The sequence below is a fragment of the Rhizobium sp. NLR10b genome, assembly GCF_019685435.1.
Lineage (GTDB): Bacteria > Pseudomonadota > Alphaproteobacteria > Rhizobiales > Rhizobiaceae > Rhizobium.
Genome location: NZ_JABDWV010000006.1, coordinates 91,582 through 104,075 on the forward strand (window position 1 = coordinate 91,582; position 12,494 = coordinate 104,075).

The window sequence follows — 12,494 nt, forward strand, 5'->3', positions numbered from 1 at the left end:
AATATAGGTCGATTTCTGTTGGCAAAAACCATCATCGAGTTGAAGGGCGCCGATCTCACCCTTGGCAGTGCGGCCGCCTCCGTCCATGTTCTGAAGGGCATCGATCTCGATATCGCTGCCGGCGAATCCGTTGGCATCGTCGGACCTTCCGGTTCCGGCAAATCCACCCTGCTGATGGTGCTTGCCGGACTGGAAAAGCTCGACAGCGGCGAAATCAATATCAACGACACGCCGCTCCATGCCCTGAGTGAGGATGAGGTCGCCGATTTCCGCGGCCGCAACATCGGCATCGTCTTCCAGTCCTTCCACCTGATCGCCAACATGACGGCGCTGGAAAACGTCGCGGTGCCGCTGGAGCTCGCCAATATCAGCAACGCCTTCGAAATCGCCCATCGCGAACTGAGTTCGGTCGGCCTCGGCGAACGGCTGAACCACTATCCCGGCCAGCTTTCCGGCGGCGAGCAGCAGCGCGTGGCGATTGCCAGAGCGCTTGCTCCCTCGCCCGCCTTGCTGATCGCCGACGAGCCCACAGGCAATCTCGATACCGAAACGGGCCGACAGATCGCCGACCTTCTCTTCGCCAAACAGGCCGAACGCGGCATGACCCTGCTTCTCGTCACCCACGACGTCTCGCTTGCAAACCGCTGCTCGCGCCAGATCCGCGTCCGTTCCGGCAGGATCGAGGGCGACAGCGCCGCCCGCCGCAGCGAGGCGGCAATCGCATGAGCACGGTCACGCCACGCGTCGCGCTCGCTTTTCGCCTGGCGCTCCGCGAGCTGCGCGGTGGCATTCGCGGCTTCTACATCTTCCTGGCGTGCATCGCGCTCGGCACCGGTGCGATCGCCGCCGTCAATTCCGTTTCGCAGTCGATCACTGACACGATCGCCTCGCAAGGGCAGGAGCTGCTGGCGGGCGACGTCCGCTTCGAGCTCAACAATCGCCAGGCGACATCTCAGGAAATGAGCTTCCTTCAGGGCCTGGGAACCATTTCGGTTTCAACCGGCCTTCGCTCGATGGCCCGCAAGCCCGACGGTTCCGACCAGGCGCTGGTCGAGGTCAAGGCCGTCGACGACGCCTATCCGCTCTACGGCAGGTTCGTCGCCGAACCGGACTATCCGCTTGCAGCCCTGCTCTCCAGCCAAGGGGGCACCTATGGCGCGGTCGCCGCCCCGCTGCTTCTCGATCGGCTAGGCCTTGCGGTCGGCGACGAATTGCTGCTCGGCAATGTCAAGCTCAGCATTACCGGCACGGTGAAGACCGAGCCCGACGCGCTGTCGGAAGGCTTCGGTTTTGCGCCGCGTCTGCTCGTCAGCCGCCAGGCGCTCGAAGCGTCGGGGCTGATCCAGACCGGAAGTCTGGTCGAACACGCCTATAAGATCCGGTTGGAAGATAAGGGCGCCATGTCGGGCATCCAGGCCCGCGCCTCCAAGGAGTTTCCCTCCGCCGGCTGGGCGATCCGTACCAGTGATCGCGCAGCACCCTCCCTCACCGAAAATATCACCCGTTTCTCGCAATTCCTGACGCTGGTCGGCCTCACCGCGCTGATCGTCGGCGGCGTCGGCGTCGCCAATGCCGTGCGTGCTTTCCTCGATTCCAAGCGCACCACCATCGCCACCTTCAAATGCCTCGGCGCTCCAGCCGCCGTCGTCGTTCTGATCTATCTCTTTCAGATCGCCATCATCGCCCTTGGCGGCATCTTGGCCGGCCTCGTCATCGGCGCCCTGTCGCCGATCTTTGCGGCACAGTTCCTGGCGCAATTCCTGCCGGTCTCAACCGCGCCGACCCTCTATCCCGGCGCCCTGCTGCTCGCGACGCTGTTCGGCATCCTGACGACGCTCGCCTTCGCCATTCTGCCGCTTGGTCATGCCCGCGAAGTGCCGGCAACGGCGCTCTTCCGAGAGCAGGGCTTCGAAGCCCGCCGGCTGCCGTCCTGGCCTTATATCCTGCTTGCCGCCCTCTTCATGGCGGCCCTTGCCAGCCTTGCCATCCTCACCGCCTATGATCGTTTTATCGCCGTCGTCTTCGTCGGCGCAATCATCTTCGCCTTCGTCGTCCTGCGCCTCGTCGCCGCCTTGATCGCCTGGCTCGCGCGCCGCAGCCCGCGCGTTCACTCGCCGGCGCTCAGGCTCGCGATTGGCAACATCCACCGCCCCGGAGCGCTGACGCCCTCGGTCGTCCTCTCGCTCGGCCTCGGCCTGGCATTGCTGGTGACCCTGACCTTGATCGACGGCAACCTGCGCCAGCAACTGACCGGCCGCATGAACGAGGGGGCACCCAACTTCTTCTTCGTCGATATCCAGAGTGCCGAGGTCGATGCCTTCCGCAATCTCGTCCAGGCGCAAGCGCCAAGGGGCAAGCTGATGGAGGTGCCGATGCTGCGCGGCCGGATCGTCGCCTTCAATGGTGAGGATGTCACCAAGATGAATGTGCCGGCCGCCGGCCGCTGGGTGCTGAACGGCGATCGCGGCATCACCTACGCCGACACGCTGCCCGAAAATGCCGCGCTCGCCGAAGGCAGCTGGTGGGACAAGGATTACAGCGGCGAGCCGCTCGTCTCCTTCTCCTCGGAAGAAGCGCATGAACTCGGCCTCAAGATCGGCGATACCGTCACCGTCAACGTGCTCGGCCGCAACATCACTGCAAAGATCGCCAATCTGCGCCGTGTCGAGTGGGAATCGCTGGCGATCAATTTCGTCATGGTCTTCTCGCCGAACACGTTCCGCGGCGCCCCGCATGCCTGGCTGGCGACGCTAACCGATCCCTCCTCAACACCGGCCGAAGATGCTGCCATCCTGAAATCCGTCACCCACACCTATCCGACGATCACCAGCGTGCGCGTCAAGGATGCGATCGATATCGTCAACCAGCTCGTCACCCAGCTTGCGACAGCGATCCGCGCCGCCGCATCGGTGGCGCTCGTCGCGTCGATTCTTGTCCTTGCCGGGGCGCTCGCCGCCGGCAACAGGGCGCGCACTCACGACGCGGTGGTGCTGAAGACGCTCGGCGCCACGCGCGCTATGCTGATTCGCGCCTTCAGCTACGAATATCTGATCCTCGGGCTGGCCACCGCGATCTTCGCACTCTTTGCCGGCGGTATCGCCGCCTGGTTCATCGTCGCCCGCATCATGCGACTGCCGTCTGCCTTCCTGCCCGATGTGGCGGGACTGACGCTCGTCACCGCGCTCGTGCTCACCATCGGCATCGGCCTCATCGGCACCTGGCGCATCCTCGGGCAGAAGGCCGCACCGGTGCTGCGTGAGCTTTAGACGGATAGCACGGTCGACACGACTTCACGTTACGGCGATTTAACCGGCCGCGCCTTTGCAAGCCCCTTGTTTGCAAAGGGCGAAAGCCTCATATTGTCTGCAGGCATGCTGGAGCTCCGCAGCGGCGCCCGGGTCGAAAACCCCGACACCGTATCTCCTTCGGAGCTTGTAAGAGGAAACTATGGCTGATCTTCGTAACTATCAAAGCCGCGTCCAGACCGGCGAGATGATTGATCAAGGCCTGCGCGCATATATGCTCAAGGTCTACAATCTGATGGCGCTGGGCCTGGCGATCACCGGCGTGGCAGCATATCTCGGATTCAACTTCGCGGTCCAGGACGGCCAGCTCACCCAGTTTGGCGCGCTTCTGTTCCAGTCGCCGTTGCGCTGGGTCGTGATCCTTGCCCCCCTTGCGGTCGTCTTCTTCCTGAGCTTCCGCATTCATCAGATGAGCGTGTCCGCCGCCCAGACCACCTTCTGGATCTACGCCGCCTTGGTAGGGCTGTCGCTCTCGTCGGTCTTCCTGGTCTATACAGGCCAGAGCGTCGTTCAGACCTTCTTCGTCACCGCCGCCTCCTTCGGCGCGCTGTCTCTTTACGGCTATACGGCGAAGCGTGACCTGTCGGCGATGGGTTCGTTCCTGATCATGGGTCTCTTCGGCCTGATCATCGCCTCGCTCGTCAACATCTTCCTGGCTTCATCCGCGCTGCAGTTCGCGATCTCGGTGATCGGCGTGCTGATCTTCGCAGGTCTCACCGCCTACGACACGCAGCGGATCAAGGAACTCTACTATGAAGCGGATGACGTCGCTGTCGCCGGTCGCAAGGCGATCATGGGCGCACTGACGCTATACCTCGACTTCCTCAACCTGTTCATGTTCCTGCTGCAGTTCATGGGTAACCGCAGATAACAGGCGCATTGATAGATCGAAAAGGCGGCTTCGGCCGCCTTTTTTGTTGCACCGGTTTCTCAGGGGTGGTTTTAGAGGAGCCTGCTCCTTCCGACGGACCTGCCGCCCGATGTCCTTCCTCCTGCGCGACGCCTCCCAAACCGACATCACCGCCATTACGGAGATCTATCGCGACTCGGTCCTCAATGGCGTTGCAAGCTACGAGATTGCGCCGCCCTCCGAGGCCGAAATGGCCCAGCGGTTTTCCGTGATCGTCAGCCAGCAATATCCCTATATCGCCGCAACCGATGCTGACGGGAAACTCCTGGGCTACGCTTATGCGTCGGCCTTCCGCACCCGCCCTGCCTATCGCTGGATGGTGGAGGATTCGATCTACCTGGCACCCGAAGCCCGCGGCCGCGGCATCGGCAAGGCACTGATCGCCGAGCTGATCGACCGCTGCACCGGGCTTGGCTTTCGTCAGATGGTAGCCGTCATCGGCGGCGCGAGCCCGGCCTCGATCGCGCTTCATCTGAAGGCAGGTTTTGTGGAGGTCGGACTGATGAAGGGTACCGGCTACAAGCACGGCCGCTGGCTGGACACGATGCTCATGCAGCGCAGCCTCGGCGAGGGCATGAGGACCGATCCGGATCCCTCCATTTATCCCGGTACGCTGTTTGCGGGCTGATGAGAATTATTTATCGACAAGCTTCAAGGCCTTGTCGAACACCTTGAGGACCTGATTCAGCTCGTGCCCGCGCTTCAGGATCATGCCGTTGACGTTGATGACAGAATAGGCGCCCTGCTTGGCGGCAAGCTTCGGGTTCTTTTCGATCCGGAAGAGCGGCATCTCGCCGGAGCGCTTGAAGACGGAAAAGACTGCTCTGTCCTTCAGATGGTCGATGGCATAATCGCGCCATTCCCCCTCGCCGACCATGCGGCCGTAGATCCAGAGGATCGCGTCCAGCTCGCGCCGGTGGAAGGTCACCGGAAGCGGGTCCTTGCTTTGCTTGTACTCCCTGAGATCGACGACGACCGAGGAACTATTGTCGACGGAGCGGCTTTCGCCGTGTCGCAAATCCGGCTGATCTGTCATCAGGTCTCCAAGGCCTCCGCTTGTGACAGGAGAGTGACAGTTTGCCCGAGCCGCCGCAAATTGCAAGAGCGCGGCCCCTCACATTCGGCCTACGGCAGCGCCGCACGTCCAGACACCTTTCGCTGGGGACGAAGCAGTGCTTTCTCCCCAGCGCCGCATTTCAGTCAAAACAGCGCCTCATTTGCAGGGGATTTATGCATCCCGGTTTGGCGCCAGCGCGCCAAAGGGCCCGGCGGAGCGTATCGACCTTAACCCCAGCCCCGAATACGCTCGGCCGGGCCGCCCGGCATTTCACCCGTAATCGGTTGAAATATCAGATATTTTTTCCCGCCATTACCACGGTCGCCCCGAGAATCGCTGCCGGATCGCCGTCGGCCGTTGCCGACTGCAGCAGAATCGCGCAGCCCTCGAGCTGCGGCCGCTGCAGGACGCTCGCCGGCAGCGTCAGACTGGTCGCCTTGCCGTCCCACATGCCTACGGTTTCGACATTGGTGACGCTGTGCAGATAGGAGATCTTCTTGCCGCTGTTTTCGCCTTTTTCGACGTCGATCGTCTTTTCCTTGTCGAAATAGACCATCACGACATTGGCCTTTCCCTGCCCTGCGCCGATTTTGATCTCCAGCTCGTCGCCGCGCATTGCCGCGCTGACGGGGATGGTCAGCCCGTTGCCTTCGCTGCTGTAGGTGTCGATCTTGCTGTTGATGCCGGTGAGATCGGCGCCGGCCAAATGGCCACGGCCATTGACGATCGCCTGCGGCGTATAGACGTTGCTGCGACCCATCGTCCTGGCATAGCCGTACTGCCGCTCGGTATTTTCCTTCGAGCTCAGCGTGTCGGCCCAGCCGAGATAATTCCAGTAGTCGATGTGATAGGCGAGCGCGATGACATCGCCCTGGTTCACCAGCTTGCGAAAGGCGGCATCAGCGGGAGGACAGGAGGAGCAGCCCTGCGACGTGAAAAGCTCGACGACGCCTTTGGGCTTGCCGTCTTCGGCCTGCAGCGAGCCTGAAAAAGCGATGCCGACGATCAGCGGAATCAAGAAACGGGGGGACATTCACCTGCACCTCTTTTTCAGCGCCGGCGGCGTTTGGAACTGAAGGCTCTGAGATATGAACGTACGAATAATCCTTCCGGGTCCAAACGAAAAATCACGAACGGGTGAGACCCTAGCTCGGCCGGAACGCAGCTGAAACAAATCATCGTGAGCCCCCGGCAAAGACTCTTGCAGCAAAGAAAAAGCCGCCGGAAACGCTCTCCGGCGGCCATTATCAATCCACTCTCCTAGACCCGGGTGATTTTAGGCCGACCGGCCTAAAATCTGAATCCGGATCTACATCAAAGAAGAAGAGCATGATGTCGTCCGAAAACCGCTCACACTTTTCGGCATCATGCCCTGAAAATCAGGCAGCGAGATCACGCAGGACCGTCTGCAGAATGCCGCCATTGTTGAGGTAGATCACCTCGTCGAGCGTATCGACACGCGACAGCAGCGGAACTTCCTTCACAGTGCCGTCGCCATAGGTAATCTTGGCGATCTTCCTCTCGCGCGGCTTGATCTTGTCCAGCCCCTCGATGGTGACGAGCTCATCACCCTTGAGGCCGAGGCTCTGCCAGGTCGTGCCCTCTTCGAAGACGAAGGGGATGACGCCCATGCCGACCAGGTTCGAGCGATGGATGCGCTCGAAGCTCTGGGCGATGACAGCCTTGACGCCGAGCAGGTTGGTGCCCTTGGCAGCCCAGTCGCGCGAGGAGCCGTTGCCGTATTCGACACCGGCGAAGATGACGAGCGGAACGCCTTCGGCCTTGTACTGCATGGCGGCGTCGTAGATCGAAGTCTCTTCCTTCGACGGGTAGTGGATGGTGTAGCCGCCTTCCTTGCCGTTCGGGCCGAGCATATGGTTGCGGATGCGGATATTGGCAAAGGTGCCGCGCATCATCACCTCATGGTTGCCGCGCCGCGTGCCGTACTGGTTGAAGTCGGCAACCGCGACGTCATGGCCGATGAGGTAGGCGCCGGCCGGCGATGCCGCCTTGATCGAGCCGGCCGGAGAGATGTGGTCGGTGGTGATCTTGTCACCGAACAGGCCGAGGACGCGGGCGCCCTTGATGTCGGCAACGCCGGTGCCCTTCTTGCCCATGCCGACGAAGTAGGGTGGGTTCTGGACATAGGTCGAGTTGTCGTCCCAGGCATAGGTCTGGCCCGGCGGAACCTGAACCGCCTGCCAGTTGATGTCGCCCTTGAAGACATCGGCATATTTGCTTTCGTAGAGTTCGCGGGTGACGTATTTCTGGATGAACTCCTGCACCTCGTGCGAGGTCGGCCAGATATCCTTGAGGTAGACGGGCTTGCCGTTCTGGTCTTCGCCGATCGGCTCCTTGGTCAGGTCCTTCTGCACCGTGCCGGCGAGAGCGTAGGCGACGACAAGCGGTGGCGAAGCAAGATAGTTCGCCTGGACGTCGGGCGAGATGCGGCCTTCGAAGTTGCGGTTGCCGGAGAGCACGCCGGAAACGATCAGACCCTTGTCGTTGATCGTCTTCGAGATCGGCGCCGGCAGCGGGCCGGAATTGCCGATGCAGGTGGTGCAGCCGAAGCCGACGAGATTGAAGCCGAGCTTGTCGAGATCGGCCTGCAGACCTGACTTGGCGAGATATTCACCGACCACCTGCGATCCCGGAGCCAGCGAGGTCTTGACCCACGGCTTGGTCTTCAGTCCCTTGGCAACGGCGTTGCGGGCGAGAAGGCCGGCCGCGATCAGCACCGACGGGTTGGAGGTGTTGGTGCAGGAGGTGATGGCGGCAATCGCGACGTCGCCGTGGCCGAGATCGAAATCGGTGCCTTCGACCGCATAGCGGTTGGCAAGCTGGCCGGGCTTCTTGTAGTCGGCATCCATCGAGCCGGCAAAGCCGGAAGCGATGTTTTCAAGCGCGATGCGGCCTTCCGGACGCTTCGGGCCGGCCATCGACGGCACGACGTCGCCGAGGTCGAGTTCCAGCGTGTCGGTGAAGACGAGGTCGGAACCGTCGCCTTCGCGCCACATGCCCTGGGCCTTCGAATAGGCTTCGACGAGGGCGATGCGGTCATGCGTGCGGCCGGACATGGTGAGGTAGTTGATGGTTTCGCCGTCAACCGGGAAGAAGCCGCAGGTGGCGCCGTATTCCGGACCCATGTTGCCGATTGTCGCGCGGTCAGCGAGCGGCATGTTGTCCATGCCGGGGCCGAAGAATTCGACGAACTTGGAAACGACGCCCTTCTTGCGCAGCATCTGCACGACGGTCAGAACGAGGTCGGTCGCGGTGACGCCTTCCTTGAGCTTGCCGGTCAGCTTGAAGCCGATGACTTCAGGCAGGAGCATCGAAACCGGCTGGCCGAGCATGGCGGCTTCAGCCTCGATACCGCCCACACCCCAGCCGAGAACGCCGAGACCATTGATCATCGTCGTGTGGCTGTCGGTGCCGACGCAGGTATCGGGATAGGCGATCGTCTCGCCGTCCTCTTCCTTGGTCCAGACGGTCTGGCCGAGATATTCGAGATTGACCTGGTGACAGATGCCGGTGCCCGGAGGAACGACGCGGAAATTCTTGAATGCCTGCTGGCCCCACTTCAGGAAGCGGTAGCGCTCGCCGTTGCGCTGATATTCCAGCTCGACATTCTTGGCGAAAGCCTGCGGCGTGCCGAACTCGTCGACGATGACGGAGTGGTCGATGACGAGGTCGACAGGAACAAGCGGATTGATCTTCTCGGGATCGCCGCCGAGCGACACCATCGCGTCGCGCATCGCGGCAAGATCGACGACGGCGGGAACGCCGGTGAAGTCCTGCATTAGCACGCGCGCCGGGCGATAGGCGATTTCGTTTTCGACAGCGCCCTTGTTGTTCAGCCACGCGGCGACGGCGAGGATGTGCTCCTTGGTCACCGACTGGCCGTCTTCGAAGCGCAGCAGATTTTCGAGCAGCACCTTCATCGAATAGGGAAGCTTCGATACGCCGGCCAGACCGTTTGCCTCAGCCTTGGGCAGGCTGTAATAGACATAGTCCTTTCCACCAACGGAAAGCGTGGAACGACAATTGAAACTGTCAAGAGATTTAGACACGAGAAACCCCGTTCTGATAGCCAACACAGTCGTGCGAACGCCTATGCACTTAATGCACATCAGGATGCGGGTACGGCCATTTCCGCTGTCCGCACGTGGAGCAGATGCTCCAAGTTCGGCGCAAGGATGAAATTCACGCCGACCGCTGGCGTGGTTGCCGGTCTTATAGATAATTTCCTAAAAACTTGCCATACCCGAGCACTGCCAAAACCAGACATTTTTTGAGCCTTCCGAAAGCCGCAACGAAGAAAGAGCAGACGCATGCAACTCACCGCCGAAAATCTGGCTGCAAGGCGCGGTGAGGATCTCATTTTCGTAAACATTTCCTTTCACTTGACGGCCGGAGAAGCCCTCGTTCTGACCGGCAAAAATGGATCGGGAAAATCCACTTTGCTGCGCGTTGCCGCCGGTCTTCTTAAGCCCGAAAAGGGAACTGTCATCTTCCGCGATAAAGAGAGCCCGCAAGGCCGCCATCCGGGCGAGGCCAGCCATTACCTCGGCCATCGAAATGCGATGAAGAATGAACTTACGGTTGCAGAGAATTTGGAATTCTGGCAGTCCTTCCTCAGCAGCCCGGGCGCCGCCGGCCTCCCTGTCGATGACGCCGCCGAAGCCGTCGGCCTCTTAGGGATCACCCACCTTCCCTTCGGCTATCTCTCCGCCGGCCAGCAACGCCGCTTCGCCTTCGCCAAGCTGCTCGTCGCCCACCGCCCCATCTGGATCCTCGACGAGCCCACCGCGGCCCTCGACGCCAGCGCCGACCGGCTGTTTGCCGGATTGATCGAAGCGCATCTGGCAAAAGGCGGCATCGTGCTGGCGGCAACTCATCAGCCACTGGGGCTCCAGAATGTGCAGGAATTGAAGATGACGGGCTTTGCCGGCGTGGATCAGGGAGTGTGGGGATGACCACCCTCTTTCTCCGCGACCTGAAACTTTCCATCCGCGCCGGCGGCGGCGCGCTGATCGGCGTGCTGTTCTTCCTGACCATCGTCGCCGTCATCCCCTTCGGCGTCGGACCCGATCTCAAGCTGCTCTCGCGCATCGGCCCCGCCATTGTCTGGATCGGCGCGCTGCTTGCCGCCCTTCTCGGCCTCGACCGGCTGTTCCAGGCCGAGCGCGACGATGGGTCGCTCGACCTGATGCTGATGCAGGAAACGCCACTTGTGCTCACCGTGCTCCTCAAATGCTTCGCCCACTGGACCGCGACCAGCCTGCCGCTGGTCATCGCTTCGCCGCTGCTCGGCCTGTTCATGAACATGGACGAGACGGCGATCGGCGCCACCATGCTGACGCTCTTCGTCGGATCGCCGGCGATCACCTTCATTGGCGCCGTCGGGGCTGCCGTCGCCGTTGCCCTGCCCCGCGGCGGTCTGCTGGTCTCGATCCTCGTATTGCCTTTGACGATCCCCGTGCTGATCTTCGGTGTCAGCGCCACCTATGCCGCGGTCGAGGATCCTGCGCCATTCCTGCCGCCCTTCCTCATATTGATCGCACTGACGCTGTTCTTTGCGGTCATCGGCCCCGCCGCCGCCGCCTTGGCGCTGCGAAACACGTCGGATTGAATGCCTTTCGATTGCGGGAAAAGCCGGATCAAGGTAAGGAAGCGCTCATGAGCCAAACCAGCCTTGCCATCAGCAAAATCAGCGATCTCGCCAACCCGACGCGGTTTCTGGCGCTGGCCGCGCGCATCATTCCCTGGATGGCCAGCATTACCGTTCTCTGTTTTGCGGTCGGTCTTTATCTGAGCTTCGCGACCGAAGGCGATTACCAGCAGGGCGAGACGGTGCGCATCATGTATATCCATGTGCCCGCCGCGTGGCTGTCGATGATGTGCTATACGATCATGAGCTTCTCGGCGATCGGCACGCTGGTGTGGCGCCACCCGCTCGCTGATGTTTCCGCCAAGGCCGCAGCCCCGCTCGGCGCCGCCTTTACGCTGCTGGCGCTCATCACCGGCTCGCTCTGGGGCAAGCCGATGTGGGGCACCTGGTGGGTCTGGGATGCCAGACTGACCTCTGTCTTCATCCTCTTTCTGATGTATCTCGGCCTCATTGCGCTGAGCCGCGCCATCGACGATCCCTCGAGGGCCGCACGCGTCTCCGCCGTGCTGATCCTCGTGGGCTTCGTCAACATCCCGATCATCAAGTTTTCCGTCGACTGGTGGAACACGCTGCATCAGCCGGCAAGCGTGATGCGCCTCGATGGCCCGGCGATCGATCCGGAATTCCTGCGCCCGCTCTTCGTCATGGCGACCGCCTTCACGCTGCTCTTCTTCACCCTGCACCTCATGGCCATGAGAAACGAGATCTGGCGCCGCCGCGTCGCCGCCCAGCGCCGTCTCGCCGCCCGCATGGCCAGCCGGGAGGAATAGGCCGTGACGCACGCCTTCTATGTCTATGCATCCTATGGCATCGCCGCATTGGTGACACTCGCCGTCATCCTGTGGACCTGGGCCGACGGCCGGGCGCGCCGCCGCGAGCTTGCGAGCCTCGAAGCCGCCGGTATCCGCCGCCGCTCGGCGCGGCCAAAGGATGGCGAATGACCGAGACGCCCGACACCAAAACTGCCAAGCCCCGAGGACTTGGCCGCTACGCCCTGGCGCTTCTGCCGCTGATCGTGTTCGGCGGCATTGCGGCGACGGCCGCGAAGATGCTCTATGACCAGGATTTCCACGGCAAAAACATCGCCGAAATCCCGTCCGCCCTGATCGGCACCAAGGCGCCGTCGCTGAACCTTCCGCCACTCGACGGCGCCAACCTGCCAGCGCTGACCGACGCCGCGATCAAAGACAAGCTGACGCTTGTCAACGTCTTCGCCTCCTGGTGCATCCCCTGCCGCGACGAACACCCTATTCTCAAGGAACTCGCCAAAGACGGCCGGCTGAACATCGTCGCCATCAATTACAAGGACAAGAATGAGAACGCCCTGCGCTTTCTTGGCGAACTCGGCAATCCCTATCAAGCGATCGGCATCGATCCAAACGGCAAGGCGGCGATCGACTGGGGCGTCTACGGCATCCCGGAAAGTTACCTCGTCAGCGCCGACGGCACCATCCTCTACAAGCGCGTCGGCCCCTTCGACGACATCAGCCTGAAGGAAGGCCTGTATCCGGCGATGGAAAAGGCGCTGGGCAAGCCGGCTTCGTAAGTTTC

The 12,494-nt window shown here is 61.9% G+C and carries 12 protein-coding genes; 9 read left to right on the forward strand and 3 right to left on the reverse strand.

Going from position 1 to position 12,494, the window contains the following annotated elements; all coding sequences use genetic code 11:
* The first annotated feature begins 18 nt into the window (after window positions 1-18).
* The 4 genes from HJB91_RS11335 to HJB91_RS11350 all read left to right on the forward strand — a co-directional run bounded on the left by HJB91_RS11335 (window position 19) and on the right by HJB91_RS11350 (window position 4,843).
* Window positions 19-726, forward strand: coding sequence for an ABC transporter ATP-binding protein (locus HJB91_RS11335; RefSeq protein WP_064805499.1), 708 nt, complete (start codon window positions 19-21; stop codon window positions 724-726).
* Entirely contained in the window at window positions 723-3,266 is a 2,544-nt protein-coding gene (locus HJB91_RS11340; protein WP_221154747.1) for an ABC transporter permease, read from the forward strand. Before HJB91_RS11335 ends, HJB91_RS11340 begins: the two co-directional genes overlap by 4 nt.
* Window positions 3,267-3,447: 181 nt before the next feature.
* Window positions 3,448-4,176, forward strand: coding sequence for a Bax inhibitor-1/YccA family protein (locus HJB91_RS11345; protein WP_210632994.1), 729 nt, complete (start codon window positions 3,448-3,450; stop codon window positions 4,174-4,176).
* Window positions 4,177-4,285: 109 nt separating this feature from the next.
* The gene (locus tag HJB91_RS11350; RefSeq protein ID WP_221146096.1) at window positions 4,286-4,843 is read left to right on the forward strand and encodes a GNAT family N-acetyltransferase; all 558 of its coding nucleotides are present in this window, start codon (window positions 4,286-4,288) and stop codon (window positions 4,841-4,843) included.
* 6 nt (window positions 4,844-4,849) lie between these two features.
* On the opposite strand, the gene HJB91_RS11355 is transcribed toward HJB91_RS11350, so the two are convergent.
* The 3 genes from HJB91_RS11355 to acnA all read right to left on the reverse strand — a co-directional run bounded on the left by HJB91_RS11355 (window position 4,850) and on the right by acnA (window position 9,342).
* The gene (locus tag HJB91_RS11355; RefSeq protein ID WP_064805507.1) at window positions 4,850-5,251 is read right to left on the reverse strand and encodes a DUF2794 domain-containing protein; all 402 of its coding nucleotides are present in this window, start codon (window positions 5,249-5,251) and stop codon (window positions 4,850-4,852) included.
* A 313-nt stretch (window positions 5,252-5,564) separates the two neighbouring features.
* Complete coding sequence (locus tag HJB91_RS11360; RefSeq protein ID WP_221154749.1) at window positions 5,565-6,305, reverse strand: thioredoxin family protein; 741 nt, start codon at window positions 6,303-6,305, stop codon at window positions 5,565-5,567.
* Window positions 6,306-6,651: 346 nt separating this feature from the next.
* Entirely contained in the window at window positions 6,652-9,342 is a 2,691-nt protein-coding gene (acnA, locus tag HJB91_RS11365) for an aconitate hydratase AcnA (protein ID WP_221154751.1), read from the reverse strand.
* A 261-nt stretch (window positions 9,343-9,603) separates the two neighbouring features.
* Here acnA and ccmA point away from each other — a divergent pair, with 261 nt between their 5' ends.
* The 5 genes from ccmA to HJB91_RS11390 are packed head-to-tail and all read left to right on the forward strand — an operon-like array spanning window position 9,604 to window position 12,489.
* Window positions 9,604-10,248, forward strand: a complete 645-nt coding sequence (gene ccmA / locus HJB91_RS11370; RefSeq protein ID WP_221154753.1) for a heme ABC exporter ATP-binding protein CcmA — start codon at window positions 9,604-9,606, stop codon at window positions 10,246-10,248.
* Window positions 10,245-10,904, forward strand: a complete 660-nt coding sequence (gene ccmB, locus HJB91_RS11375; RefSeq protein ID WP_210632999.1) for a heme exporter protein CcmB — start codon at window positions 10,245-10,247, stop codon at window positions 10,902-10,904. Before ccmA ends, ccmB begins: the two co-directional genes overlap by 4 nt.
* Before the next feature lie 47 nt (window positions 10,905-10,951).
* Complete coding sequence (locus tag HJB91_RS11380) at window positions 10,952-11,713, forward strand: heme ABC transporter permease (protein ID WP_221154754.1); 762 nt, start codon at window positions 10,952-10,954, stop codon at window positions 11,711-11,713.
* Between the two features lie 3 nt (window positions 11,714-11,716).
* The gene (gene ccmD / locus HJB91_RS11385) at window positions 11,717-11,884 is read left to right on the forward strand and encodes a heme exporter protein CcmD (protein WP_221146102.1); all 168 of its coding nucleotides are present in this window, start codon (window positions 11,717-11,719) and stop codon (window positions 11,882-11,884) included.
* The gene (locus HJB91_RS11390) at window positions 11,881-12,489 is read left to right on the forward strand and encodes a DsbE family thiol:disulfide interchange protein (protein WP_221154757.1); all 609 of its coding nucleotides are present in this window, start codon (window positions 11,881-11,883) and stop codon (window positions 12,487-12,489) included. The genes ccmD and HJB91_RS11390 overlap by 4 nt, the downstream gene beginning before the upstream one ends.
* The last annotated feature ends 5 nt before the right edge of the window (window positions 12,490-12,494 follow it).